General features: G+C 59.2%; 26 protein-coding genes and 1 riboswitch. Of the genes, 11 read left to right on the top strand and 15 right to left on the bottom strand.

Annotated elements, in window-relative coordinates; translation table 11 throughout:
- Positions 1-13: 13 nt before the first annotated feature.
- Positions 14-847, top strand: a complete 834-nt coding sequence (gene fghA, locus BTE54_RS14735) for an S-formylglutathione hydrolase (protein ID WP_078052960.1) — start codon at positions 14-16, stop codon at positions 845-847.
- A 60-nt stretch (positions 848-907) separates the two neighbouring features.
- Here the strand turns inward: fghA and BTE54_RS14730 are convergent, their stop codons facing one another.
- The 6 genes from BTE54_RS14730 to crcB form a co-directional block, all read right to left on the bottom strand.
- Complete coding sequence (locus BTE54_RS14730; protein WP_078052959.1) at positions 908-1,297, bottom strand: RidA family protein; 390 nt, start codon at positions 1,295-1,297, stop codon at positions 908-910.
- Between the two features lie 248 nt (positions 1,298-1,545).
- The gene (locus BTE54_RS14725) at positions 1,546-2,034 is read right to left on the bottom strand and encodes a hypothetical protein (protein WP_065655413.1); all 489 of its coding nucleotides are present in this window, start codon (positions 2,032-2,034) and stop codon (positions 1,546-1,548) included.
- A 60-nt stretch (positions 2,035-2,094) separates the two neighbouring features.
- The gene (locus tag BTE54_RS14720) at positions 2,095-2,889 is read right to left on the bottom strand and encodes an ATP12 family chaperone protein (protein ID WP_059752907.1); all 795 of its coding nucleotides are present in this window, start codon (positions 2,887-2,889) and stop codon (positions 2,095-2,097) included.
- 29 nt (positions 2,890-2,918) lie between these two features.
- Positions 2,919-3,587 carry an HAD family hydrolase gene (locus BTE54_RS14715; protein ID WP_065655411.1) on the bottom strand — a complete coding sequence of 223 codons (669 nt, stop codon included), beginning with the start codon at positions 3,585-3,587 and terminating at the stop codon, positions 2,919-2,921.
- A gap of 6 nt (positions 3,588-3,593) precedes the next feature.
- A complete protein-coding gene (locus BTE54_RS14710) occupies positions 3,594-4,583 on the bottom strand; it encodes an RluA family pseudouridine synthase (RefSeq protein WP_078052958.1) in 990 nt (329 codons plus the stop codon).
- Positions 4,584-4,649: 66 nt separating this feature from the next.
- Positions 4,650-5,027 (bottom strand): fluoride efflux transporter CrcB, encoded by a 378-nt coding sequence (gene crcB, locus BTE54_RS14705; RefSeq protein ID WP_065655410.1) that lies wholly within the window; start codon positions 5,025-5,027, stop codon positions 4,650-4,652.
- Between the two features lie 203 nt (positions 5,028-5,230).
- Between crcB and BTE54_RS14700 the strand changes: the two genes are divergently transcribed.
- Entirely contained in the window at positions 5,231-5,533 is a 303-nt protein-coding gene (locus tag BTE54_RS14700) for a hypothetical protein (protein ID WP_065655458.1), read from the top strand.
- Between the two features lie 236 nt (positions 5,534-5,769).
- Here BTE54_RS14700 and BTE54_RS14695 read toward each other — a convergent pair whose 3' ends face one another.
- A complete protein-coding gene (locus BTE54_RS14695) occupies positions 5,770-6,741 on the bottom strand; it encodes a copper chaperone PCu(A)C (RefSeq protein ID WP_078052957.1) in 972 nt (323 codons plus the stop codon).
- A gap of 87 nt (positions 6,742-6,828) precedes the next feature.
- A complete protein-coding gene (locus tag BTE54_RS14690; RefSeq protein ID WP_078053098.1) occupies positions 6,829-7,209 on the bottom strand; it encodes a hypothetical protein in 381 nt (126 codons plus the stop codon).
- 173 nt (positions 7,210-7,382) lie between these two features.
- Here BTE54_RS14690 and BTE54_RS14685 point away from each other — a divergent pair, with 173 nt between their 5' ends.
- The 6 genes from BTE54_RS14685 (at position 7,383) to BTE54_RS14660 (ending at position 14,061) form a co-directional block, all read left to right on the top strand.
- A complete protein-coding gene (locus tag BTE54_RS14685) occupies positions 7,383-7,568 on the top strand; it encodes a DUF3008 family protein (protein ID WP_065655407.1) in 186 nt (61 codons plus the stop codon).
- Between the two features lie 124 nt (positions 7,569-7,692).
- Positions 7,693-7,780, top strand: a riboswitch (glycine riboswitch).
- 149 nt (positions 7,781-7,929) lie between these two features.
- Complete coding sequence (gene gcvT, locus BTE54_RS14680; RefSeq protein WP_078052956.1) at positions 7,930-9,069, top strand: glycine cleavage system aminomethyltransferase GcvT; 1,140 nt, start codon at positions 7,930-7,932, stop codon at positions 9,067-9,069.
- Between the two features lie 28 nt (positions 9,070-9,097).
- Positions 9,098-9,460 carry a glycine cleavage system protein GcvH gene (gcvH, locus tag BTE54_RS14675; protein ID WP_065655405.1) on the top strand — a complete coding sequence of 121 codons (363 nt, stop codon included), beginning with the start codon at positions 9,098-9,100 and terminating at the stop codon, positions 9,458-9,460.
- Complete coding sequence (gene gcvP, locus BTE54_RS14670) at positions 9,460-12,324, top strand: aminomethyl-transferring glycine dehydrogenase (RefSeq protein WP_065655404.1); 2,865 nt, start codon at positions 9,460-9,462, stop codon at positions 12,322-12,324. Before gcvH ends, gcvP begins: the two co-directional genes overlap by 1 nt.
- A gap of 217 nt (positions 12,325-12,541) precedes the next feature.
- Complete coding sequence (locus BTE54_RS14665; protein ID WP_078052955.1) at positions 12,542-13,099, top strand: fasciclin domain-containing protein; 558 nt, start codon at positions 12,542-12,544, stop codon at positions 13,097-13,099.
- Positions 13,100-13,257: 158 nt separating this feature from the next.
- Complete coding sequence (locus BTE54_RS14660) at positions 13,258-14,061, top strand: endonuclease/exonuclease/phosphatase family protein (RefSeq protein WP_065655402.1); 804 nt, start codon at positions 13,258-13,260, stop codon at positions 14,059-14,061.
- A 39-nt stretch (positions 14,062-14,100) separates the two neighbouring features.
- On the opposite strand, the gene BTE54_RS14655 is transcribed toward BTE54_RS14660, so the two are convergent.
- Positions 14,101-14,604: a hypothetical protein gene (locus BTE54_RS14655; RefSeq protein ID WP_078052954.1), complete on the bottom strand. Its 504-nt coding sequence runs from the start codon at positions 14,602-14,604 to the stop codon at positions 14,101-14,103.
- A 194-nt stretch (positions 14,605-14,798) separates the two neighbouring features.
- Here BTE54_RS14655 and BTE54_RS14650 point away from each other — a divergent pair, with 194 nt between their 5' ends.
- The gene (locus BTE54_RS14650; protein ID WP_065655400.1) at positions 14,799-16,085 is read left to right on the top strand and encodes an MFS transporter; all 1,287 of its coding nucleotides are present in this window, start codon (positions 14,799-14,801) and stop codon (positions 16,083-16,085) included.
- A gap of 58 nt (positions 16,086-16,143) precedes the next feature.
- On the opposite strand, the gene BTE54_RS14645 is transcribed toward BTE54_RS14650, so the two are convergent.
- From BTE54_RS14645 to cysG, 5 genes are all read right to left on the bottom strand, one after another.
- Positions 16,144-16,956, bottom strand: coding sequence for a ferredoxin--NADP reductase (locus BTE54_RS14645; protein ID WP_035264028.1), 813 nt, complete (start codon positions 16,954-16,956; stop codon positions 16,144-16,146).
- Between the two features lie 146 nt (positions 16,957-17,102).
- Entirely contained in the window at positions 17,103-17,609 is a 507-nt protein-coding gene (locus BTE54_RS14640) for a DUF934 domain-containing protein (RefSeq protein WP_078052953.1), read from the bottom strand.
- Between the two features lie 10 nt (positions 17,610-17,619).
- The gene (locus tag BTE54_RS14635) at positions 17,620-19,290 is read right to left on the bottom strand and encodes a nitrite/sulfite reductase (protein ID WP_003521340.1); all 1,671 of its coding nucleotides are present in this window, start codon (positions 19,288-19,290) and stop codon (positions 17,620-17,622) included.
- An 8-nt stretch (positions 19,291-19,298) separates the two neighbouring features.
- Positions 19,299-19,613, bottom strand: coding sequence for a DUF2849 domain-containing protein (locus BTE54_RS14630; protein ID WP_003521341.1), 315 nt, complete (start codon positions 19,611-19,613; stop codon positions 19,299-19,301).
- On the bottom strand, positions 19,606-21,069 hold the full coding sequence (gene cysG / locus BTE54_RS14625; RefSeq protein ID WP_078052952.1) for a siroheme synthase CysG: 1,464 nt from the start codon (positions 21,067-21,069) through the stop codon (positions 19,606-19,608). Before cysG ends, BTE54_RS14630 begins: the two co-directional genes overlap by 8 nt.
- Positions 21,070-21,332: 263 nt before the next feature.
- Between cysG and BTE54_RS14615 the strand changes: the two genes are divergently transcribed.
- Both BTE54_RS14615 and mazG read left to right on the top strand, forming a co-directional pair.
- Positions 21,333-21,920 carry a nucleoside deaminase gene (locus BTE54_RS14615; protein WP_078052951.1) on the top strand — a complete coding sequence of 196 codons (588 nt, stop codon included), beginning with the start codon at positions 21,333-21,335 and terminating at the stop codon, positions 21,918-21,920.
- A gap of 77 nt (positions 21,921-21,997) precedes the next feature.
- The gene (gene mazG / locus BTE54_RS14610; protein WP_035264017.1) at positions 21,998-22,843 is read left to right on the top strand and encodes a nucleoside triphosphate pyrophosphohydrolase; all 846 of its coding nucleotides are present in this window, start codon (positions 21,998-22,000) and stop codon (positions 22,841-22,843) included.
- A gap of 159 nt (positions 22,844-23,002) precedes the next feature.
- Here the strand turns inward: mazG and hflX are convergent, their stop codons facing one another.
- On the bottom strand, positions 23,003-24,439 hold the full coding sequence (hflX, locus tag BTE54_RS14605) for a GTPase HflX (protein WP_198939149.1): 1,437 nt from the start codon (positions 24,437-24,439) through the stop codon (positions 23,003-23,005).
- Positions 24,440-24,473: the final 34 nt, after the last annotated feature.

Genomic DNA, 24,473 nt, shown 5'->3' with positions numbered 1-24,473 from the left:
AAGGAATGGCTTCATGAACATTATTTCGCAGAATACGGCCTTTGGCGGCATGCAGGGCGTATTTTCGCACACATCGGAAACCCTGAAATCTGAGATGAGCTTTGCGGTTTATGTGCCGCCGAAGGCGATCCATGAGCCCTGCCCTGTCCTGTGGTATCTTTCCGGCCTCACCTGCACCCATGCCAATGTCATGGAAAAGGGCGAATATCGCCGGATGGCCTCGGAACTCGGGCTGATCGTCGTCTGCCCGGATACCAGCCCGCGCGGCAATGACGTGCCAGATGAGCTGACCAACTGGCAGATGGGCAAGGGCGCCGGATTTTATCTCGATGCCACAGAAGAGCCCTGGTCCGAGCACTATCGGATGTACAGCTATGTGACGGAAGAACTGCCCGCACTCATCGGCCAGCATTTCCGTGCGGATATGAGCCGCCAGGGCATTTTTGGCCATTCGATGGGCGGCCATGGCGCTATGACCATTGCGCTCAAGAACCCCGAGCGTTTCAAGAGCTGCTCCGCCTTTGCGCCGATCGTGGCTCCCTCTTCGGCCGACTGGTCCGAGCCGGCGCTGGAAAAATACCTCGGTGCGGATAAGGCCGCATGGCGTCAATACGACGCCTGTGCGCTGGTCGAGGACGGCGCGCGTTTTCCCGAGTTCCTGATCGATCAGGGCAAGGCCGATAGTTTTCTCGAAAAGGGCCTGCGCCCCTGGCTGTTCGAAGAAGCGATCAGGGGCACGGATATCGGCCTGACGCTGCGCATGCATGAGCGCTACGATCACTCCTATTATTTCATTTCCACCTTCATGGATGACCATTTGAAGTGGCATGCGGAGCGGCTGGGATAAGGATGGAGAAGCAGGCTGGCGGCGCCCTGTAAGCGCCGCCGCTGCCGATTTAACCTGACATTACGGGATGCGGGCAATGACCTTGATCTCGAAATCGAAGCCGGCAAGCCAGTTGACGCCGACGGCCGTCCAGTTCGGGTAAGGCTTTTGGCTGAAAATCTCCTGCTTGACGGCCATGATCGTTCCGAACTGGTTTTGTGGGTCCGTGTGGAACGTCGTCACATCCACAATATCATCGAAGGTGCAGCCCGCCGCTGCAAGCGTGACCTTGAGGTTTTCAAAGGCCAGCCGGACCTGACGTTCAAAATCAGGTTCGGGCGTTCCATCGGCACGGCTGCCGACCTGGCCGGAAACGAAAAGAAGATCACCGGATCGGATAGCTGCGGAATAGCCATGCTCCTCGTAAAGCGCATGCCTGTTAGCGGGGAAAATTGCTTCGCGTGCGGTCATTATGCATCTCTCTTTTGGCTGAGTGGTCATGGATGCCGAGAAGCGTTGCTCTTTTTAAAAGAGGCTTCGGACGCCCATTTACATACGTTGCGTATGTCAGATAGTTACATACGCGCCGCATGTCAATTACATATACGTGACGTATGTTAATTTAAGAGCACCGAAGATGCGCCTGATTGAAGCTTGAAATATTTCGGAAGCTGAAATGCGGACGAATAGGCTTCGCGCTCTCGCCTTTTGCGTCCTGCTCATGGAAACAGAGCCGTCGCCAGCGTCGTCGGGCCGGGTCGGCTGAGCCTGAATTCACGGATCACGCGTTCGGCGACGCCATAGGCAAGTTCCTGCTCTATCGACTGATTGTCGAAGCTGACGACAGTGGCGGTGAATTTGGCCTCTGCGATCACCTCTCCCGTCGCGACGGCTGCGGCGCGGACGATGACCTTGGCTGACGCCCTTTCCCCGAACAGGAACGGGCCGCGTGTAACGGATGCGAGACGGATGGTCAGTACCACGCGCGGCCGCGTTTCTCCACGCGCCGTCGTCTTGATCGCATTCTGCACCTGCGCATGAATTGACTGCATCAGCGCCGGAGCGACATCCGGGCGTGCGGCGACGAATGCGCCGCGCACATCGTACAGCAGCCGGTCAGTATGGGTCGCTTCCGGTTCCAGCCTGAAAGACATGAGCGTGAAACACGCCAGCACAAGAATGCCAAGGCGTTTCAACGAGGTGGTCATGATCAGCGGCTCCCCTAACGTGAGGTAACCGCATATTCGGCCATCAGGGTTAGAAAAGCGTTAAGACGCGCTCTTGAGCGACTCCAGAACATTGAGTGCCGCGCGCATATCGACAAGCCTGACGGCGCGGCGCTCAAGCGCCTCCTCGTCCTCGCCCCATTGCTCGGCGGTCCAGTCCTCGTCCAGATGGGCGAGCGCCCAGGCTTCCTCCAGCGTCAACTCCCCTTCCGCCAGCGCCAGCGCCAAAATGGCGGAGCCGGTCAGCGATGTCATGGTGTGGAGAGCGGCAAGCGCAATCGGCGTATCGTATTTCTTCAGCGTTACCGCAAAGGCCGCGATGGCTTCGCGCGGCTGGTCCTGATGCATCACGCCTTCGACGAGAATGAAGCGCGCTCCCAGCACATTGGCCGCCCAGTCCAGAACCGGATCCCAATGGTCCGTCTGCCGCGCAACCAGCGCTTCCGGATCGCCGGCGCGATAGCAGAGGAGATCGGAAGAGGAAAAACGAAGTATGTCCTCAAAAACAGCCTGGGTATCATTGGCGACGCCATCAATGGCCGTGTTCACATGCCGAGAAACCGGCATTACCACCGGATTCACCACTTCTTTCTGGGCGTCCCATTCATCGCGAAGCAGTTCCGCCAGCGCGCGCGTCGGGACGGTCAGCGGCTTCTTGGCGGGGGTGCGCAGCGGCTTGCCATCGAGAAGGATGGTAAAACCGCCCTCCTCCGCCTCGCCGACGGTGACATCTTTATAGAACCGCTTCGGCAGAGGTTTCTGCATCTGGATCTGCGCGCGCAGGATCGGGTCGGGATGGCTCAGGCCCTCCGAAAGGTCGTTCAGGAGATCACGCATGGCACGTCCTCGTCAGTCGGATAGAAAGGTTATTCAAGAATATCGGCCGGAACATAGGCCGGAATTTCGCGCGGGTGGCTGACGACCGCATCGGCGCCTGCCTTCCAGAGATCGTCGACCGAGGCATAACCCCAGGCAACGCCGATTGCTTTCGCGCCGGCGGCCTTGGCCATCTGCATGTCGTAGATCGCATCGCCGATAACGACAGTATCGGCCGGAACCATGCCGGTTTCATGGCAGCATTCCATCACCATGGCCGGATGCGGCTTGGAGGGACAATCATCCGCCGTGCGCGAAACGATGAAGTGATCGGCAAGGCCGTGGGTCTGCAGGATATGGGTAAGACCGCGCCGGCCCTTGCCTGTCACCGCGCCGATCAGCACATCGTCGCGTTTCGAAAGCGTATCGATCAGCGTGGCGATACCGTCGAAAAGCGGTACGGTCATTTCCGGCCGCTCCCGCAGGGGATGATAGAGTTCCCTGTAACGTTCCGTCATCGCCTTCGCTTCATCATCCACATGCGCCTTGCCCAGCATGCGGGCGATGGCGATATCCAGCGTCAGGCCAATGATCGCCTTGGTTTCGGAGATATCGGGGCGCGGTTTGCCGAAATCAGCGAAAGTATCGGACATGACGGCATGGATCAGGCCGGCGCTATCCACCAGCGTTCCGTCACAATCGAAAAGAACCAGTTTCATGGGCTGTCAGTCTTCCCTGTCGCCATCGGCCACGTCGAGACCGAGCAGGTTCCAGGTCTGGACCATATGCGGCGGAAGGGGCGCGCTGACCCGAAGCCGGCCGCCATTCGGATGCGGAATGTCGATATGGCGTGCGTGGAGGTGCAGGCGCTTCTGGATGCCGCCCGGGAAATCCCAGTTCGGATCGTCGATGTAATATTTCGGATCGCCGATGATCGGGTGGCCCATATGCAGCGCGTGCACGCGAAGCTGATGCGTGCGGCCGGTATAGGGTTCCATTTCCAGCCAGGCGAGGTTCTGCGCGGCGGTATCGATGACGCGGTAATAGGAAACGGCGTGATCGGCCCCCTCCTCGCCGTGCTTGGCGATACGCATGCGATCGCCATCCATGGTCTGTTCCTTGACCAGCCAGGTGGAAATCTTGTCCTGATGCTTGCGCGGCACGCCTTTGACCAGCGCCCAATAGGTCTTCTTGGTATCGCGTTCGCGGAAGGCGGCAGTCAGCTTCTGTGCAGCACCGCGGGTGCGGGCAACCACAAGCACGCCCGACGTATCGCGGTCGAGGCGGTGCACCAGACGCGGCTTTTCGCCCTTCTGATTGGTCCAGGCTTCCAGCAGCCCGTCAATATGGCGGGTGACACCGGAGCCGCCCTGCACGGCAATGCCGGCCGGCTTGTTGAAAACGAAGACCTTGTCGTCCTCATGCAGGAGCATGCGCGCCAGAAGCTCGCCATCTTCGGAGTGTTTGAGGTCTTTCGATCCGATCGGGCCGCTCTTGACCTTGAGATCGGAATCGACCGGCGGTATGCGCACCATCTGTCCCGGCTGCACGCGTGCATCCGTCTTCACCCGGCCGCCATCCACACGCACCTGGCCGGAGCGCAGAAGCTTCTGCAACTGCCCGAAACCAAGTCCCGGATAATGAATCTTGAACCAGCGATCGAGGCGCATACCGGCCTCGTCGGCCCCGACCTTGATATGCTCGATACCTGCCATGAAATTTCCAGTCTTTCTGTCCTGATCGCGCGCCCTATTCGTCGGCGCGCCGTTTGGACCAAGCCTTTAGAACAAACTGCGGCCCAAGGCCAGCCCGGCGAAAACCGCCGTGATGGAAACAGCGAGGCTTGCAAGCACGTAAACCGCCGATAGCCCGAGCGCGCCGCGTTCGAACAGCGCGACCGCATCGAGCGAGAAGGACGAGAATGTGGTGAACCCGCCGAGCACGCCGGTGACGAGAAACAGGCGCATTTCCATCGAGGCGTTCAGCCGGCGCGCCACAAGCTCGACCAGCAGACCGATCAGGAAAGATCCGACCACATTGACGGCAAGGGTTCCCCAGGGAAAATTCGGTCCGGCCAACCGCATGCTCCAGACCCCGACCAGATAACGGAACACGGAACCGATTGCGCCGCCTGCAGCGACAAGGGCGATATTGATCATGGGGAATGTGTCTCCGGAAGAAATCGTCGGACCGGACGGTCCAGGACATTTTTAGACCATGGGAACCGCTGGCGAAACCCCTTTGCCCGGCGCTTTGGGCTGTTAAAATACGATTAAATTGCAGCTGTGCGATTTAGCCTTCCAACAATGGGCAACTGTTAATCTACGGTTTTTCAGGGTCGGCGAAGATGGCCGGAGGTTCGATGACACAGGTTCTTTCCGTTTCCGCGAATACAGCGGCCTATGCGCTGGAGGCCATGAAGCCGCCGCAACGCGTGCCGCGCAAGAGCGAGGTTGAAGAGGCCATTCACGAACTGGCGCGCAAGGCCGAAAACGGGGATGACTTTCAGCTCAGGGGCCTGATGACGACGATCAAGCCGCCGGCCCTCACCCTCTATTTCCTGATAGCAAGCAGCCAGCGCCAGGAGCCACAGGCGACACTCGAGCAGGCCGTGGAGGCCTACGAGGAAAACAGCTTCACATCAAAATCTGAAAGTAATTTATAGATCAAGTGGATATATATATATTAATGTAATTTCTTCAGTTTTTCGCCATATAGGCGGAGCCTTCGCATTCAGCCTGGTGTCAGACTGATCTTCTAGAGATTTGCGACCGAGTTCAGGAAAATCACGTGGGCGAATGCCACCCGGCTTTTCCGCCACTGCGCTGAAGAACAAACACGACAGATGAAAATTTGCGGCTACCGGACCTGTCACGCGTTCCGGTAGCCGTTTTTTATCGGTCAATTATGCTGGTGGTCGCCGCCGCCCTTGGCTGCGCCTGCGGACAGCACGATCTCCACCTTGCCGGCCTTTTCGAAGATGAGCGTCACCGGCACCTTGTCGCCTTCGGCAAACGGCTTCTTCACATCGAAGAACATCATGTGCAGGCCGCCGGGCTTCAGCTCCACCGTCTGGCCGGCGGGAATGACGATGCCGTCATCCAGCTTGCGCATTTTCATGACGTCGTTGACCATGGCCATCTCGTGGATTTCTGCACGTCCGGCGGACGACGATTCAACGCCGATCAGCTTGTCGTCGCTATCGCCGGTATTCTTGATCGTCACGTATCCACCACCCACAGGCTGGCCCGGCAGCATGGCCTTGGTCGTTCCCTCGGACACTTCGAGGCTGCCGGCCTTCACGACATCCATATCCATGGCGGAATGATCATGGCCGCCGGCATGCGCAGCCTTTGCGGCAACGCGAATGGTGGGAGCGGGACTTTTCAGGGAATGTGGATCGACGCCGGCCGCTGCCACTTCGTCCCAGGCAACCTTGCCTTTGTCGCCGCAGAGCTGCGTTACCTTGAATGGCAGGTCCTGCCCCGCCTCAATACCGGAGATTTTTCCCTGCACGGAGAAGGTGTCGTAGAATTCATCCGGCAGGTTGCCGCCCTTCCAGCGGATTTCGACCGGTCCGTTTTTAATCTCCTTGCCGTGGTTCTTGTAGGCCTTCTGGTAGTCTCCCTTGATGACCTCCAGTTCCCAGCCAGCCTTGGGCTGGGGCTTTGCGGCAATGAAACCTTCCGGCAGTTTGATCTGAACTTCGGTGGTGGCGAGCCCGCCTTCGCAGCCATGCGGCACCTGGAGGGCGGCAACGACGGTGCTTTCCTGTTCGGCCGAACCGTCAACGAATGTGGCATGGGCGAAAGCCTGCACGGTCGAAACCGAGGCGACGAAAAGGCTGCATGTGATGATCTTGGTGGTTTTCATTTGCTTGTCCCTGCGGCTGCTATCCCTCTGGGTCCGCGCAGCCGCTCCGTGCCGCCAAAGGCGGCGATGATCCCGTAAAACGAAAAATCAGGCGAACAGGGACGGAGGGCCGCGCGCGGCGGGCTTCTGGATCGTCAGCACGGAGCGGAAGCTCCATTCCGCAGGGAGGCGGTTGTCGAGCCAGGCAAACTCAGTCTTCAGCCAGCCAGCCGTATCGGGCATCGGCAGAAGAATGGACGAGGCGAGCAGGCAGGCCTCGCAAAACAGGATGGCGTCGCCGGAATGGGCGGGGCCTTCCCTGGTATGGGAAGCATTGACGCCGTTGCCATGGCCAAGGCAGATTTCCGCGAAGGTGCCGTCCGGCAGCCGGTAACTCTCATCCAGCGCAACGGCGGGTGCTGCGGCAAGCGCCGGCTTGTGGGCAAAACCGAGGGACAACATCAGGGTCGCGCAGAAAATGCGAAGCATTTTCTCCATCCCCATCAATCGTCGTGTTCGATTTGCATCCATGTTCTAGGCGATATCCCTGTTTCTCTCCGATTTCAAAGGGGAATTTTGCCGCAGGCCAGACCGTCGCAAGGGAACAATAGATGCCAGGCGGCATTTTCCTGCCACAACCATCGTTCCAAGGGAGGCCCGACATGCCAGCCAAATCGAAGGCCCAGCAGAAAGCGGCGGGCGCCGCACTGGCGGCCAAACGCGGAGAAACGAAGAAATCCAGTTTAAAAGGTGCTTCAAAAAGCATGGAGAAGTCCATGACAGAAAAGGAACTTGAGGATTTCGCATCGACCAAACGCAAGGGCCTGCCTGAGAAAAAATCCGACTGAAGAAAGCCGCCTAGGCCATTTGTCGCCGCGGATCGCTGCGCCGATGGCGCAGATGGAGCAAGAATCTGTTCAGATGCGTCATTTGGTCCTTGCCAATAACGGGTCTTCGAAGATAATGAGCGTCGCATCATCGTTGGGAGAAACCGCTTCAATGCGGTGCCGAAGGAGCAACCGCCCCGGAAACTCTCAGGCAAAAGGACCAGCGGTGACGACGGAACTCTGGAGAGAAGCCACCTTTCATAAGGACGGCTCGCCGAAGGGATAACAATCTCAGGCGACAAGGACAGAGGGGGCTCTTGAACCGGTGCTTTGCGCCATGACCTGAGCCCGCGCGATCATTCGCGCAACCCTGGAGGCGTCCTTGGACGATACCGCCGCGCTGAAAACCACGCCGCTCCACTCCCTGCACATATCGCTTGGCGCCCGCATGGTGCCGTTTGCCGGTTACGACATGCCCGTGCAATATCCGGCCGGCGTTCTGAAGGAGCATCTCCAGACCCGCACCTCCGCCGGCCTCTTCGACGTGTCCCATATGGGCCAAGTGATCCTGAAGGCGAAGTCCGGCAAGAATGAAGATGCCGCACGCGCGCTCGAAAAGCTGGTGCCGGTTGACATTCTCGGCCTCAAGGAAGGCCGCCAGCGCTACGGTTTCTTCACCGACGAAAATGGTGGCATTCTGGATGATCTGATGATCACCAATCGCGGCGATCATCTTTTTGTCGTCGTCAACGCCGCCTGTAAGGATGCCGATGTCGCCCATATGAAGGCGCATCTTTCCGATGCCTGCGAGATAACTCTTCTCGATGACCGGGCGCTTATCGCGCTTCAGGGTCCGCGCGCTGAGGCCGTTCTGGCTGAACTCTGGGCCGGCGTCTCGGAAATGAAATTCATGGATGTGCAGGAAGTGCCGCTGCATGACGTGCCGTGCATCGTCTCGCGCTCCGGTTATTCCGGTGAAGACGGCTTTGAGATTTCCGTACCGGCCGACAAGGCCGAAGAGATTGCCAAGGCGCTGCTCGAACATCCCGATTGCGATCCGATCGGGCTTGGTGCGCGCGACAGCCTGCGTCTGGAAGCCGGCCTTTGTCTTTATGGCAACGATATCGACACTACGACCTCCCCCATCGAAGCCTCGCTCGAATGGGCGATCCAGAAGGCGCGCCGCGCCGGTGGCGACCGTGAAGGCGGTTTTCCGGGTGCGAAGCGCATTCTCGGCGAACTCAAGGACGGTACCTCGCGCCGTCGCGTCGGCCTGAAGCCGGAGGGCAAGGCGCCGGTGCGCGGCCATTCGAAGCTTTTTGCGGATGCCGAAGGCAAAACGGAAATCGGTGAAGTCACCTCGGGCGGTTTCGGTCCTTCGGTCGAAGGCCCCGTGGCGATGGGTTACGTGCCTGTTTCTTACGCTGCTCCCGGCACGGCGATCTTCGCGGAAGTGCGCGGCAAATATCTGCCCCTCACCGTCGCCGCCCTGCCCTTCATCAAGCCCACCTATAAACGATAATCTTCATCCCATCTCCGGAGAGAATACGATGCTGAAATTTACCGCAGAACACGAATGGCTGAAGTTCGAAGGCGATATCGCCACCGTTGGCATCACCAGCCACGCCGCTGAACAGCTTGGCGATCTCGTTTTCGTCGAATTGCCGGAAGTGGGCGCCACCTTCTCCAAGGATGGCGACGCGGCAACCGTTGAATCCGTCAAGGCGGCTTCCGATGTCTATTGTCCGCTGGATGGCGAAGTGGTCGAAATCAACCAGGCCATCGTCGATGATCCCTCGCTCGTCAATTCCGACCCGCAGGGCGCCGGCTGGTTCTTCAAGCTGAAACTCTCCAATCCGGCCGATGCCGAGACGCTGCTCGATGAAGCAGCCTACAAGGAGCTTATCGCGTAATGACGACGCCCACCGAATTCCATTTCACCGACTATCAGCCCTATGATTTCGCCAACCGGCGTCACATCGGGCCGTCGCCGTCGGAAATGGCCGAGATGCTGAAGGTCGTTGGCTATAAGAGCCTCGATGCCCTGATCGACGCCACCGTTCCCTCCTCCATCCGCCAGAAAGTGCCGCTGACCTGGGGTGCGGCGCTGACCGAACGCGAGGCGCTGGATCGTCTTCGTGAGACGGCCAACAAGAACCAGGTTCTGACCTCGCTGATCGGCCAGGGTTATTACGGCACCATCACGCCGCCGGTCATCCAGCGCAATATTCTGGAAAACCCGGCCTGGTACACGGCCTATACGCCCTATCAGCCGGAAATCAGCCAGGGCCGCCTTGAGGCGCTGCTGAACTACCAGACCATGGTCTGCGATCTGACCGGCCTCGATGTTGCCAACGCATCGCTGCTCGATGAAGCGACGGCGGCTGCCGAAGCCATGGCGATGTGCCAGCGCGTTGCGAAATCCAAGGCGACCGCCTTCTTCGTTGACGCCAATTGCCATCCGCAGACCATTGCGCTGATCGAGACCCGCGCGGCCCCGCTCGGCTGGAAGGTGATTGTCGGCAACCCCTTTACTGATCTCGACCCGGTCGATGTGTTCGGTGCGATCTTCCAGTATCCGGGCACCCACGGCCATGTCAGCGATTTCTCCGGCCTGATTTCCCGCCTGCACCAGACGGGCGCGATTGCCGCCGTCGCCGCCGATCTTCTGGCGCTGACGCTTCTGAAGTCGCCCGGTGAAATGGGCGCTGACATCGCCATCGGCACCTCGCAGCGCTTCGGCGTTCCGGTTGGTTACGGCGGTCCGCATGCGGCTTACATGGCCGTCAAGGATGCGCATAAGCGCTCCATGCCCGGCCGTCTGGTCGGCGTTTCGGTCGATGCGCGCGGCAACCGCGCCTATCGCCTGTCGCTGCAGACACGCGAACAGCATATCCGCCGCGAAAAGGCCACGTCGAACATCTGCACGGCGCAGGTGCTGCTGGCCGTCATGGCCTCCATGTATGGCGTCTTCCATGGCCCGCAGGGCATTAAGGCGATCGCCCAGCAGACCCACCAGAAGGCCGTTCTGATGGCCAAGGGGCTGGAAAAGCTCGGCTACACCATCGAGCCGGAAACCTTCTTCGACACCATCACCGTTGAAGTCGGCCACATGCAGGGCGTCATCCTGCGCTCGGCCGTTGCGGAAGGCGTGAACCTTCGCAAGGTGGGCGCGACCAAAATCGGCATGAGCCTTGACGAGCGCACGCGCCCGGCGACGCTTGAGGCGGTCTGGCGCGCATTCGGCGGCAATTTCTCGATCTCGGATTTCGAGCCGGAATATCGTCTGCCGAAGGAACTGCTGCGCACCAGCCAGTATATGACGCATCCGATCTTCCACATGAACCGTGCCGAAAGCGAGATGACCCGTTACATCCGCCGCCTTTCGGACCGCGATCTGGCGCTCGACCGCTCGATGATCCCGCTCGGCTCCTGCACCATGAAACTGAATGCGACAGCGGAAATGCTGCCGATCACCTGGCCGGAATTTTCCGACATCCATCCCTTCGTGCCGGCCAATCAGGCGCTCGGCTACAAGGAGATGATCGACGATCTCTCGGAAAAACTGTGCTCGGTGACCGGCTACGATGCCTTCTCCATGCAGCCGAACTCCGGCGCGCAAGGGGAATATGCAGGGCTTCTGACCATCCGCAACTATCACCTCGCCAATGGCGGCACACACCGTGACGTCTGCCTCATTCCGACATCGGCGCATGGCACCAATCCTGCCTCGGCGCAGATGGTCGGCATGAAAGTGGTGCCCGTCAAAGTGCGGGACAATGGTGACATCGATATCGATGATTTCCGTGCAAAAGCAGAGCAGTATCAAGAAAACCTCTCGTGCTGCATGATCACGTACCCGTCCACCCACGGCGTGTTCGAGGAGACGGTTCGCGAGATTTGCGAAATCACCCATAAGCATGGTGGACAGGTCTATCTGGACGGTGCCAACATGAACGCCATGGTCGGTCTCGCCCGCCCCGGCGATATCGGTTCGGACGTTTCGCATCTCAACCTGCACAAGACCTTCTGCATTCCGCATGGCGGCGGTGGCCCCGGCATGGGACCGATCGGTGTCAAGGCGCATCTTGCTCCCTATCTGCCCGGCCATCCGGCGACGGACGGTCGTGAGGGTGCGGTGTCTGCTGCCCCGTTCGGCTCGCCGTCGATCCTGCCGATTTCGTGGAGCTATTGCCTGATGATGGGCGGCGAAGGGCTGACGCAGGCGACCAAGGTGGCGATCCTCAACGCCAACTATATCGCCGAGCGGCTGAAGGGTGCGTACGACGTGCTCTACAAGTCCGAAACCGGCCGCGTGGCGCATGAGTGCATTATAGATACCCGCCCGCTGGCAGATAGCTGCGGCGTGACGGTGGACGATGTCGCAAAGCGCCTCATCGACTGCGGTTTCCACGCGCCGACCATGAGCTGGCCGGTTGCCGGCACGCTGATGATCGAGCCGACGGAATCCGAAACCAAGGCGGAAATCGACCGTTTCTGCGATGCCATGCTGGCGATCCGCGAGGAAGCCCGCGACATCGAGGAAGGCCGTGCGGACAAGACCAACAACCCGCTGAAGAACGCACCGCACACGGTGGAAGACCTCGTTGGTGAATGGGATCGTCCCTATAGCCGCGAAAAGGGCTGCTTCCCGCCCGGCGCGTTCCGCATCGACAAATACTGGTCGCCGGTCAACCGCATCGACAATGTCTATGGCGACCGCAACCTCATCTGCACCTGCCCGCCGATGGAGGCTTATGCCGAAGCGGCTGAGTAAACTTCGTTTCTCTCAAGACAAAAGCCCGGATCGCCCCGGGCTTTTTTATGTCGACACATAGATAATCATTCTTGAAATCAATTATTTATCATTTTTCCTGGCTCGCCTCGAAACTTCGAGGAGCCGGCTTCCGTCTCTTGTGTCGCTACGGATAACCGATAGCGGCCACCGGAAGAAGTACCTTTCGGGGTTTGGAAGTCACCAAGGAGGAATAACGATGTACAACGTTTCTGTTCGCGTCCTGACGCTGGCCGCAGCTCTTTCCATCGGCACGGTTTCCGCTTATGCCGCGAACCCCAAAGTTGGCGGCGCCGCAATGTTCGAGGACAAGAACATCGTTGAAAATGCGATGAACTCGAAAGACCATACAACGCTTGTCGCAGCGGTCAAGGCTGCCGGGCTTGTCGAAACACTTCAGGGAAAGGGCCCGTTCACGGTGTTCGCACCAACCAACGAGGCTTTTGCGGCCCTTCCGAAGGGTGCGGTCGATGATCTTCTGAAGCCCGAGAACAAGGAGAAGCTGGTCAAGGTGCTGACCTGCCATGTGGTTGCCGCCAATGCACTGTCACCTGCCATCGAAAAAATGATCAAGGACGACAAAGGTGAGCATGACGTGAAGACCGTCGGCGGCTGCGTTCTCAAGGCCAAGGAAAGCATGGGAAAAATCACGTTGACGGACGAGAATGGTACGGTTGCCCACGTCACCATCGCCGACGTCAAACAATCCAATGGCGTCATTCATGTCATCGACAAGGTGTTGCTGCCGAAGATGTAATATAACGAAATGGCAGGCGACTGGCCCATGCAGAGGCCCGGAGCGATCCGGGCCTTTTCCTTTACGACAGCAACGTTTCGCGGCCCCGCCACACACGATTGCTCGCCACACATTCCATGCTAGAACGGATGCCGCAAACAAGCGGCGATGGAGCGGGAATGCGTGTGATTTGCCTGAATGGTTGGGGCGGAAAGCTTCATGACGAGATTGTTCCCTATATCTCCTCATCCGATCCCGATATTCTTTGCCTGCAGGAGGTGGTGCACACGCCGACTGCCTTTGAGGACTGGCTGAGCTACCGCGATCACGGCATCGACCTGCCGCAAAGGGCAAACTTCTTCCACGAAATCGCCGAGGCCTTGCCGGATCACCTGGCGATCTTCTGTCCGGCGGCGCAGGGTGATCTCTGGCACGGCGAGATTAGATATCCTTCCCAATGGGGGCTGGCGACCTTTGTGCGCAAATCCATGGCCGTCGTTGCGCAGGCGCAAGGGTTCGTGCACGGCACTTTTTCCGCGGACGGATATGGAGATCATCCACGGTCGCGCACGGGCCACGCCGTCAGGGTTTTCGACTTCACCACCGGTCAGCCGGCCGTCATCGCCCATATGCACGGATTGCGCGACCTCAGCGGCAAACACGATATCCCCGCCCGTCTGGCGCAGGCAAAACGCCTCTTACAACTTGTCAAAAACATTGCTGAGGATGGCGACCGGATCATCGTCTGCGGTGATTTTAATGTCCTGCCTGACAGCGAGACCTTCGCTGTGCTGAAGGAACTGGAACTCACCGAACTCGTCACGACACGCGGCTTTACGGACACCCGGACCTCACATTATGCCAAAGCGAACCGTTATGCGGATTACATGCTGGTCAATCCAGCCGTGCAGATCGATCGTTTCGATGTGGTGAGGCAGCCGGAAGTTTCGGACCATTGCCCCCTGCTGCTCGAATTCCACTAGAAACCCGAGCCGCCCATCCGTCATTGTCTCACCGCTGACTTAGCGAACGAGCCGGATATCGCTCGTCACCACCGTCTTGCCGGTCCTGCCGTCCTTATCGGTGGTGCGCAGCCGCAGGCCGTTGGCTCCAATCTTTTCAATGGTCATGGCAGCAATGCGGTCGCCGTTGATATCGCGGTTCCATCGCACCGTCAGGTTTATGGCGTTTCCCTGTCTTGTGCCGGAAAGCGCGGATGGGCGGCCGGAAGGCCCGGTATAGGCGCCACTGTAGCGTCCGCCTTTCTCCGACAGATCGGCAGCGATTGCCCGCCTTACCACGAGAAGGCCGCGGCAAGTGCCGGACATGTTGAGCGACGATGCCCCCGCATTGGAGTTCAGTGTGCAAGTCACATTGATCGGCGGCGTGCCTATCCGGGTAATCACGGTTCCCTTGCCTGCCCATGTGCCTTTCAGCGATGAGAGAAATGCGCGTTCGTCCGCATGTGCGGGCTGCGTGCCGAGCAATCCGGCCGAAAATAAAACTGCAAAAACCTTGATCTTCATGGCGCGTATCCGTTTTTCCACGAAGACTAACTCACCAGTACCGTTAAACGTTCCTCCAGCCCATTTTGCAGCGACCAAAAACATCTAGGATTTATCCTCATGTCGTGCCAATGCAACCAAATGCGGGCACAGATGTTTTTCGCCAGCCTCAATTAATTCCCATTCCCTCTTGCATATTTTTCGGAGCATATTTCATGACGACAATCGGCGTTTCGGCACCACCCGGCGGACTTCCTTCCGGTGGCTTGCCGCGTAGCGGTGGTATCTCAGACCGCACGCTTTTTGCCCTTGCAGCGCTGAATTTTTTTCTTGCCGATGCCCGTGACGGCCTCGGGCCGTTTCTGGATGCATTTCTGGCGACACAGGGCTGGTCTTCGCTTTCGTTGGGCATGATCGCCACGGTCGGCGGCCTCGTCGGTCTGCTTGCCACACCGCTCTGCGGCGCGCTGGTGGATGGCACGACGTGGAAACGAACGCTGATTGCCATCCCCGTTGTTCTCGTGACCGTCGGGGCGTTGATAACGCTGATCTTTCCGGATGTTTGGATCGTCTGGACCGGCCAGATCATAACGGCGGTGGTTGGCGCAGTGGTCGGTCCCGCGCTTGCCGGCCTCACACTCGGCCTTGTCGGCGAGCGACTGTTCTCCCACCAGATTTCGCGCAATGAGTTCTGGAACCACGGTGGTAATTTTGCGTCGCTTTTCGCGACTTATGTGGTTGTAACGTTCTTCGGCATGAACGGGATCATCGGTCTCATGCTGCTGACCGCTGCAGGCGCCCTGCTCGCTACGGCGGCCATCGATCCCGATAGGATTGATCACAAGGTTGCGCGTGGCCTTGCCGAAGACAAGGGAGAGCCGGGGCCGTCCGGGATCAGGGTGCTGCTGCACGAACGCGGGCTGATCTTTCTCGCCATCATTCTGCTCGTCTTCCACTTCGGCAACGCGCCGATGGGCAGGTTGATCGCGCAAGATTTCGCCATCGAACTGCAGACGCCCTTCCGCACCACCGCCATCATTACCGGCGTCGCGCAATTCGCGATGATCTTTGTCGCCGCAATGGCCCCATGGCTGATACGCCGTTTCGGTCTCTCGACCGTTTTCATCATCGCGCTGATCGCGTTGCCGATACGCGGTCTCCTCGCCTCGGCCTTTTCGGATTTCTGGGTGATTTTCCCGGTGCAGTTTCTCGATGGCGTTGGCGCGGGCCTGCTCGGCATCGTCACCCCGGTTGCTGTGGAGAGGATTTTGAAAGGCACCGGTCGTTTTAATGTCGGCCTTGCCAGCGTCATGATGGTTCAGGGTATCGGCGCATCGTTCAGCAATGTCGTCGCAGGCTGGCTGGTGACGAAGGGCGGTTATTCGCTGTCGCATCTCGTCGGCGGCGGCATTGCCGCTATCGCCATCGGGCTTTTTCTTCTCTATCGCAACGAAATAGCCCCGAAACAGGATGACGACGCCGCCTCTCAACACCGGCACTGAAGGCGCAAACAAAAAGGAGGCCTGACGGCCTCCTGAAATCTCGTAGCTTTTTATGGGATCAACCGACGAAAGCGCGCTCGATCACGAATTCGGCGGGCTTGTTGTTGGCGCCTTCGTTCAGGCCGGCTTTTTCCAGAAGCTCCTTGGTGTCCTTCAGCATTGCCGAGGAGCCGCAGATCATGCCGCGATCGATTTCGGGATCGAGCGCCGGGACGCCGAGATCCGCAAACAGCTTGCCGTTCTCGATCAGCGTGGTGATGCGGCCCTTGAAGGGGTAATCTTCGCGGGTGACGGTCGCATAGTGCTTCAGCTTGTCGCCGACGATCTCGTTCAGGAATTCGTGGTTACGGATTTCCTCGACCAGATCGAAGCCGTATTTCAGCTCTGCAACATCACGGCAGGTATGGGTGAGGATGACCTCTTCAAACTTCTCATAGGTCTCCGGGTCACGGATCAGGCTCGCGAAAGGCGCGATGCCGGTGCCGGTGGAGAACATGTAAAGCCGTCTGCCGGGCGTCAGCGCATCCAGAACCAGCGTGCCTGTCGGCTTCTTGCGCATCAGAACGGTATCGCCGGGCTTGATTGCCTGGAGATGCGACGTCAGCGGACCGTTCGGAACCTTGATCGAGAAGAATTCCAGTTCCTCGTCCCAGGCAGGGCTGGCGATGGAATAGGCGCGATAGATCGGCTTGTCGCCGACCATCAGGCCGATCATGGCGAATTCGCCGGAACGGAAACGGAAGCCGGCCGGGCGCGTCATACGGAAACGGAACAGGTGGTCGGTATAGTGTTCCACCGATAAAACCGTCTCGGCGTAAACACCGTCAGGTATCTTGATCGCGAAATCTTCCGTCTTGGCTGGCGCGTTCATTTCAGGTTCCGTCCATTCTTATTCGATGCGACATTCTCCGACCGGGCAATTATACCATTTTTGCTCCGGTTTGAAGGCATGAGAATGTCAATACTGCCATGTGCGTAGGAAATATGTATCAAAAACTCATATTTCCACGCAACGTGTCATAGAGACGCACGACGACGCCAGCTATAGGCCTCACCGCCGCTCGCCGGCTTCGCCGTCGGCTGGTAATAAACCGGAATTTCCGGCAGGCGATTTTCGGACAGGCGGCGGATGGCCGTGCCATTCGTCACCGCAAAGCTGGTGAAGCCGGTGCGAAGCATCAGCGGCACCTGATCGATCAGGACGTCGCCAACCGCCCTCACCTCGCCCGCAAAACCGAGACGGCTGCGCAGCAGCGAAGCGTGGCTGAAACCGCGACCGTCATTGAAGGCCGGGAAGCTTATGGCGACAAGATCGATACGGTCGAGATAGGGTCCGAGCCGCGTCACATCGTCGGCGGGCGTGATCAGAACGCCGAGGCCGATATCGTTGCTTTCGGCGGCACGAACCAGAAAATCGGCGAGCGGCAGCACGGGCTTCTGCTCCGCCGTCGCTTTCACTTCTTCCGTTTCGATCAGCCAGGGATCGTTTTCCACGAAGCCGTCGCGGTTCCAGATTTTCGTCATGGCATTCTCCTCAGGCGGCTTCTGCAGCGGAACCGTAGAGCGCATCCTTGAACGGTTGCGGTCCAACGCGGCGATAGGCTTCGAGGAAAATTTCTTCCTTCGAAAGGCGAAGCCCGAGATAGGTGTCGACGATGGTTTCGATGGCGTCGGTGACTTTTTCCGGCTCGAAGCCACGGCCGATGATTTCACCGATCGAGGTGTTCTCATCGCCCGATCCGCCAAGCGTGATCTGGTAAAGTTCCGCGCCCTTCTTCTCCACACCCAGCAGGCCGATATGGCCGACATGGTGGTGGCCGCAGGCATTGATGCAGCCGGAAATCTTGATCTTCAGCTCACCGATTTCCGCCTGACGTTCCGGCGAACCAAACCGGGTGGAAATTTCCTGCGCCACCGGAATGGAGCGCGCATTGGCGAGCGCGCAATAGTCCAGCCCGGGACAGGCAATGATATCGGTGATCAGCCCGGCATTGGCGGTCGCAAGGCCCGCACCCACCAGCGCGCGATAAACCGGCTCGAGATCGGCCAGGGCCACATGCGGCAGGATGATGTTCTGCTCATGGCTGATACGGATTTCGTCGAAGGCATATTCCGCGGCGATATCGGCGACGAGTTCCATCTGCTCATCGGTCGCATCGCCCGGAATGCCGCCGATCGGCTTCAGCGAGATCGTCACCATGCCGTAATCGGGATGCTTGTGCGGTGCGACGTTCTGCTCGACAAAACGGGCAAAACCTTCATCGGCCCGCTTCCAGCGCGCCAGGCTTTCCCAGCCTTCCGGCCGGTCCTTCAGCGCCGGCGGCGCGAAATAAGCGGTGATTGCCGCAATATCGGCATCCGGAAGCTTCAACTCGGTGTTCTTGAGTTCAGCGAATTCGACCTCGACCTGGCGGGCCAGTTCTTCCGCACCGGTTTCGTGCACGAGGATCTTGATTCGCGCCTTGTATTTATTGTCGCGGCGGCCGTGCAGGTTATAAACGCGCATGATTGCCGTCGTATAGGAAAGCAAGTCCTCTTCCGGCAGGAAGTCGCGGATTTTCTTGGCGATCATCGGCGTGCGGCCCTGCCCGCCGCCGACATAGACGGCGAAACCGATCTCACCCTTGTCGTTCTTTTTCAGGTGCAGGCCGATATCGTGCACCTGAATGGCGGCACGGTCGCGCTCGGCGCCGGTGACGGCGATCTTGAACTTGCGCGGCAGGAAGGAGAATTCCGGGTGAACGGAAGACCACTGGCGCAGGATTTCCGCATAGGGACGCGGATCGGCGACCTCATCGGCGGCCGCACCGGCGAAATGATCGGCGGTGACGTTGCGAATGCAGTTGCCGGACGTCTGGAGCGCGTGCATTTCCACGCTCGCAAGTTCGGACAGGATATCCGGCGTATCGGAAAGGCGCGGCCAGTTGTACTGGATGTTCTGGCGGGTGGTGAAGTGGCCATAACCCCGGTCATATTTGCGGGCAATATGAGCCAGCATCCGCATCTGCTTCGAATTCAGCGTGCCGTAAGGAATGGCGACGCGCAGCATATAAGCGTGCAGCTGAAGATAGACGCCGTTCATCAGGCGCAGCGGCTTGAACGCATCCTCGGCCAGTTCGCCGGAAAGGCGGCGCTCGACCTGATCGCGAAACTGCGCCACGCGGCCTTCAACAAATGCGTGATCGAACTCGTCGTAACGGTACATATTATTCCTCAGACTGCGATGAATGCTGCATCGGCCGGCTTGAAGCCGGTGGCATAGTGCACGGTGGGGCCGGCGGCGCGAATGCGTTCGCGAAGACGCGTCGGCCAAAGCTTGCCGTTCTCTTCGATGACATCGATGACGGCCACATCGACGACCTTGTTGGCGGAGAAATCCCGCTTGCCGATTTCCTCGAACGAGGCGACGGCCTCCGCATGGCGGGCAACGATTGCGCCCTGCAGGTTCTCCGTCCACTCCCCGTTGGCATCGAGCCAGACGGCGATGCCATCGCTCAGGCGGTTGGCGGTCAAAACCTTGTCAGCCATTTACATACTCCCGTTTGAAATCCGCCGGCCGCACTGACAATGCAAGCGCCTCGGACCTGTCAAAATTGGCGCCCGCCACCGCATCGCCGATGATCACCATGACCGGTCCGGTCAGTTCATCGCGATGTTCGAGTTCGGGCAGATCGTTCAGTGTGCCATGCAGCAGGCGGCGATCCGCGCGGCTGGCGTTTTCGATGACGGCAACCGTGGTTTCCACACCCAATCCCGCGTCGATCAGCCGCTTCGCGACCGAAGCAGCAACACTGCGGCCCATATAGACGGCAATGGTGGCGCCGGAAACCGCAAGCCTTGCCCAATCGGGCAGGACATCGCCAGCCAGATCGTGGCCGGTGGTGAAAATCAGCGATGAAGCGACACCGCGCAGCGTCAGCGGCAATTCGAAATCCGCAGCGGCGGCGAAGGCCGACGTGATGCCGGGCACGATCTCATAGGCAATACCGGCTTCGCGCAGCGCCGCCATTTCTTCGCCTGCCCGGCCATAGACCAGCGGATCGCCGGATTTGAGGCGCACGACGCGCTTGCCATCTTTGCCGAGGCGCACCAGCAGGCGGTTGATCTCATCCTGCGACTTGCTGTGGCAACCCTTGCGCTTGCCGACGGAGAGGCGCTCCGCATCGCGGCGGCCCATATCGACAATCGCCTGCGGCACAAGCGCGTCGTAAACGATCACATCGGCTTCCATCAGCACGCGCTGCGCGCGCAGCGTCAGCAGATCTTCAGCGCCCGGTCCTGCGCCGACGAGCCAGATACGTCCTTCGCTGCGTTCGGGCGATTGCAGCAGGCGGTCGACGGCCTGACGGGCGGAGAGCGTATCGCCAACGGCGACGGCATCCGCCACCGCACCTGAAAAGAACCGTCGCCAGAAATTGCGCCGCAAGGCGCCCTTCGGCACGTTCTCCTCGGCCGCATCACGATACTGCACGGCGAGGCGCGCAAGCTTTCCAAGCGACGGCGACAGCATCTGGTCGATGCGGGCGCGGATCATCTGGGCAAGAACCGGCCCTGCCCCTTCCGTGCCGATAGCCACAGCGACGGGTGCGCGGGCGACGAGCGCGGGGGTAAAGAAATCGCAGAATTCCGGCTGATCCACCGCATTGGCGGGGATTTTCGCGGCGCGCGCGAGGGTGACGATCTCACGGTCCAGCGCCTCATCGCCGGTAGCGGCGAAAACCAGCGTGGCGCCTTCGATCAATTCGCCGGCGAAAGCCAAAGCTCGATGATCAATGCCATTTTCGCTGATATAACGGGCAAAATCGGCTTCCGGCTTGTCGGCATAGGCAATGATATGCGCGTTGGTGTTGGCGAGAAGCCTTACCTTCGCGAAGGCTTCATCGCCATTTCCGAAAACAGCGACCTGCCGTCCCTCAACCCGGAAGAAAGCGGGGAAGGTTGAAAGGCGGTCGCCAGCAGCGGAAAAATCATGTTCGTTGTGCATTAGACATATATCCCGCATTGCGATGCAAGATTGAAGAAACAGAAATTCAAGCCTTTCCGGCACCTGGATTTTTATTTCTCGAAGACCCCGGTTTTGGAGGAAAACAAACCGGCGATGCTTTTCCGCACCTGCGCAAGCCCTGAGAATCCCCTTGCAATCCCTTGACAAAGCGGGTCCTCGCGCCGAACAAGGAGCGACCATCGACTGTCGATTTCCCCATGCGAAGACCGCTTTTCCTTAAAGCGGCACGAAGGACCAGACCCTTGACCAGCTCCACCCTCGCCGCCCGCCTTCTCGATGTCATCGAACACGATATCCTGCCCTTGACGGCGCGGGGCGTCAGCCTTGGCAACAAGGTTTTCGGTGCGGCGATACTGCGCAAGTCGGACCTGTCGCTGGTGGTTGCCGAGACCAATAACGAGCTGGAAAATCCGCTCTGGCATGGCGAAGTGCATACGCTGAAGCGGTTTTACGAGCTGGGCGAAAAGCCGAACACGAAGGAGCTGATTTTTCTCTCTACCCACGAACCATGCACCATGTGCATGTCCGCCATCACCTGGGCGGGCTTCGATAATTTCTACTCCTTCTTCAGCCACGAGGATTCCCGCGACGCTTTCGCGATCCCTCACGACCTGAAAATCCTCAAGGAAGTTTTCGGGCTGGAACCGGGCGGGTATCGCCGCAACAATGCCTTCTGGAATTCGTATTTCATTGCTGATCTGGTGGAGGGTGAAGACGATCCGCTGAAGACCACGTTGAAGGCGCAGACGGCCCGCATCAAGGCCGCCTATGACGATCTTTCCACCAGCTACCAGTCGTCCAAGAGCGGCAACGACATTCCATTGAAATAAAGCATTTTCGGAGGACGTGCGTGGCGGTTTTCCGTCCGGGCGATGCGCAGAAACAAAGAACGAAGGTTTGAGACACTATGGAAGCCTCGAAGGATATTTCTCGCCTGATCGAGATCATGGAAGCCCTGCGGCAGCCGGAAACCGGTTGTCCATGGGATGTCGTTCAGACCTTCGAGACGATCAAGCCCTATACCATTGAAGAGGCTTATGAAGTCGCCGACGCCATTGAGCGCAAGGATATGGACGATCTTTGCGAGGAGCTGGGCGACCTTCTGCTGCAAGTGGTTTTCCATGCCCGCATTGCCGAAGAGATGGGCGAATTCGCCTTTGGCGACGTGGTGCATGCCGTGACCTCGAAGATGATCCGCCGTCATCCCCATGTCTTCGCCGTATCCGACGCCGACACGCCGGACGGCGTCAAACTGCAATGGGATCGCATCAAGGCGGAAGAAAAACGCGAGCGTGCAGAGCGACGCGCGCGACGTGGTATCACCGAGGATTTTAAGGCCGGCTTTCTGGGCGGCGTACAGCGCAGCCAGCCGGCGCTGACCGAAGCCCTGAAGCTGCAGGAACAGGCAGCGCGTGCCGGTTTCGACTGGTCGAACCCCGCTCCGATTCTCGACAAGATCGAGGAGGAAATCGCCGAACTGCGTGAGGCGCTGGCGGAAGGAAAACCGGAGAAGGTCTCGGACGAGCTCGGCGATCTCATTTTTGCCCTCGTCAACATCGGCCGGCATGTCAAAGCCGATCCGGAAGATGCGCTGCGCGGTACGAACACGAAATTCCGCAGGCGTTTCAATCACATCGAAACGTCGCTCACTCAAAATGGCGAAACGCTGGAAGAAGCGAGCCTCGAGAGAATGGAAGATCTCTGGCAGGCGGCGAAACGCATCGAACGTTCGCTTGATACGGTTTCGTCCTAGCCCACCGTCACCCCGGATTTAGTCCGGGGTCCAGTGCGATCAAGTCCTTGATCGCAAAAGACTCGTTTTTCACGACGCAGACGCGTCGTGGCTGGATTCCGGCTCAAGGCCGGAATGACGGGGAGAGGTTTTCGCGCCTTATAATCGTCCCAGGAACGCTTAGCGCTCCCAGTCCTCGCGTTCGCGGACAGTCGCTTTACCAAGCTTCCGTTCCAGTTCGGCCGCTTGCGCTTCCGAAAGGCGCACATCAAGCGCAACCGATCCATCCTCATGGTCTTCACGACCGTCGACAATGGAATTGCTATAGACCCACGAGATCAGCGGCAATTGTTCGATAGAGAGCACAACGGTCGTTTCCGTCAGAACACCGGAAAGACGCTTTGAAATCTCGTCCATCAGGGCATCGACGCCCTCACCCGTGATGGCCGAAACGGCGCGGATATCCGAACGACCTTCGGCGCGCTGCATAATGGCGTCATGCGCTTCCGGCTCGAGACGGTCGACCTTGTTCCAGACCTCGATGATGCGCTTTTCCGCTTCCTTCTCGTCGATGCCGAGGTCACCAAGAATACGCAGCACATCCGCAGACTGGGCGGCATTGTCCGGATCGGACATATCGCGGACATGCAGAACGAGATCGGCTTCCAGCACCTCTTCCAGAGTGGCGCGGAAAGCGGCGACCAGATGCGTCGGAAGGTCGGAAATGAAACCGACCGTATCGGACAGGATGACGGTGCGACCATGCGGCAATTTCATGCGGCGCAAGGTCGGGTCGAGCGTGGCGAACAGCATATCCTCCGCCAGAACGCCGGCGCCGGTGATGCGGTTGAACAGCGTGGATTTGCCGGCATTGGTGTAACCGACCAGCGCGACGATCGGATGCGGCACCTTACGACGCTTGGCGCGGTGAAGCTGGCGCGTGCGCACCACCTGCTCCAGTTCGCGCTCCAGCTTGACGATGCGTTCCTGCAAAAGCCGGCGGTCGGCTTCGATCTGGGTTTCACCCGGGCCGCCCATGAAGCCCGCACCGCCGCGCTGGCGTTCAAGGTGGGTCCAGCTTCGGACGAGGCGGCCCTTCTGGTAGTTCAGATGCGCAAGATCGACCTGCAGCGTGCCTTCCTTGGTGGAGGCGCGGCGACCGAAGATTTCAAGGATCAGGCCCGTGCGGTCGATGACCTTGCAATTCCATTGCTTTTCGAGATTGCGCTGCTGCACCGGGGTCAGCGGATGATCGACGATAACCAGGCCGGAATCGGTCTCGTCGAGAAGATGACCGATTTCTTCGATCTTGCCGGTTCCAAACAGCGTGGCGGGGCGCGGCTGGTTCACCGAAACGATGAGACCCTGCGTCACTTCCAGATCGATGGCGAGCGCCAGTCCCTTTGCTTCCTCAAGCTTGGCTTCGACTGAACGGCCGGGGGCAGCCGGGCCAGCAGCCGCATCGCGCGTTTCGCGCTGCTTGAGGACCGGCACGAGGACGACCGCACGCATGTCGTCGCGGCGCTTTTCCTGCTCCGGAATAATCGATTCATTCGAGGTGTCGCGCGTTGAAATGGGTTCAGCCTTGTCCAGAAAGAGGATTGCGGCCGACCGCATCCGCGCGGGCGGCCATGGGAATTAACCTGACGGC

Source organism: Agrobacterium sp. YIC 4121 (genome assembly GCF_002008205.1).
GTDB classification, from domain to species: Bacteria; Pseudomonadota; Alphaproteobacteria; order Rhizobiales; family Rhizobiaceae; genus Agrobacterium; species Agrobacterium leguminum.
Note: the sequence above shows the minus strand (reverse complement) of the source record. Positions and strands in the feature narration are given on the sequence as shown.

What these genes read in the sequence shown, in the direction of transcription:
- BTE54_RS14630 (WP_003521341.1), bottom strand. Translation starts at nt 19,613, where the DNA reads ATGGCTGACAAGGTTTTGACCGCCAACCGCCTGAGCGATGGCATCGCC.
- BTE54_RS14730 (WP_078052959.1), bottom strand. Translation starts at nt 1,297, where the DNA reads ATGACCGCACGCGAAGCAATTTTCCCCGCTAACAGGCATGCGCTTTAC.
- BTE54_RS14725 (WP_065655413.1), bottom strand. Translation starts at nt 2,034, where the DNA reads ATGACCACCTCGTTGAAACGCCTTGGCATTCTTGTGCTGGCGTGTTTC.
- BTE54_RS14660 (WP_065655402.1), top strand. Translation starts at nt 13,258, where the DNA reads ATGCGTGTGATTTGCCTGAATGGTTGGGGCGGAAAGCTTCATGACGAG.
- BTE54_RS14685 (WP_065655407.1), top strand. Translation starts at nt 7,383, where the DNA reads ATGCCAGCCAAATCGAAGGCCCAGCAGAAAGCGGCGGGCGCCGCACTG.
- BTE54_RS14645 (WP_035264028.1), bottom strand. Translation starts at nt 16,956, where the DNA reads ATGAACGCGCCAGCCAAGACGGAAGATTTCGCGATCAAGATACCTGAC.
- hflX (WP_198939149.1), bottom strand. Translation starts at nt 24,439, where the DNA reads ATGCGGTCGGCCGCAATCCTCTTTCTGGACAAGGCTGAACCCATTTCA.
- gcvP (WP_065655404.1), top strand. Translation starts at nt 9,460, where the DNA reads ATGACGACGCCCACCGAATTCCATTTCACCGACTATCAGCCCTATGAT.
- crcB (WP_065655410.1), bottom strand. Translation starts at nt 5,027, where the DNA reads ATGATCAATATCGCCCTTGTCGCTGCAGGCGGCGCAATCGGTTCCGTG.
- BTE54_RS14710 (WP_078052958.1), bottom strand. Translation starts at nt 4,583, where the DNA reads ATGGCAGGTATCGAGCATATCAAGGTCGGGGCCGACGAGGCCGGTATG.
- BTE54_RS14715 (WP_065655411.1), bottom strand. Translation starts at nt 3,587, where the DNA reads ATGAAACTGGTTCTTTTCGATTGTGACGGAACGCTGGTGGATAGCGCC.
- BTE54_RS14700 (WP_065655458.1), top strand. Translation starts at nt 5,231, where the DNA reads ATGACACAGGTTCTTTCCGTTTCCGCGAATACAGCGGCCTATGCGCTG.
- BTE54_RS14665 (WP_078052955.1), top strand. Translation starts at nt 12,542, where the DNA reads ATGTACAACGTTTCTGTTCGCGTCCTGACGCTGGCCGCAGCTCTTTCC.
- BTE54_RS14635 (WP_003521340.1), bottom strand. Translation starts at nt 19,290, where the DNA reads ATGTACCGTTACGACGAGTTCGATCACGCATTTGTTGAAGGCCGCGTG.
- fghA (WP_078052960.1), top strand. Translation starts at nt 14, where the DNA reads ATGAACATTATTTCGCAGAATACGGCCTTTGGCGGCATGCAGGGCGTA.
- BTE54_RS14655 (WP_078052954.1), bottom strand. Translation starts at nt 14,604, where the DNA reads ATGAAGATCAAGGTTTTTGCAGTTTTATTTTCGGCCGGATTGCTCGGC.
- gcvH (WP_065655405.1), top strand. Translation starts at nt 9,098, where the DNA reads ATGCTGAAATTTACCGCAGAACACGAATGGCTGAAGTTCGAAGGCGAT.
- mazG (WP_035264017.1), top strand. Translation starts at nt 21,998, where the DNA reads ATGGAAGCCTCGAAGGATATTTCTCGCCTGATCGAGATCATGGAAGCC.
- cysG (WP_078052952.1), bottom strand. Translation starts at nt 21,069, where the DNA reads ATGCACAACGAACATGATTTTTCCGCTGCTGGCGACCGCCTTTCAACC.
- BTE54_RS14695 (WP_078052957.1), bottom strand. Translation starts at nt 6,741, where the DNA reads ATGAAAACCACCAAGATCATCACATGCAGCCTTTTCGTCGCCTCGGTT.
- BTE54_RS14720 (WP_059752907.1), bottom strand. Translation starts at nt 2,889, where the DNA reads ATGCGTGATCTCCTGAACGACCTTTCGGAGGGCCTGAGCCATCCCGAC.
- BTE54_RS14650 (WP_065655400.1), top strand. Translation starts at nt 14,799, where the DNA reads ATGACGACAATCGGCGTTTCGGCACCACCCGGCGGACTTCCTTCCGGT.
- BTE54_RS14640 (WP_078052953.1), bottom strand. Translation starts at nt 17,609, where the DNA reads ATGACGAAAATCTGGAACCGCGACGGCTTCGTGGAAAACGATCCCTGG.
- BTE54_RS14690 (WP_078053098.1), bottom strand. Translation starts at nt 7,209, where the DNA reads ATGCTTCGCATTTTCTGCGCGACCCTGATGTTGTCCCTCGGTTTTGCC.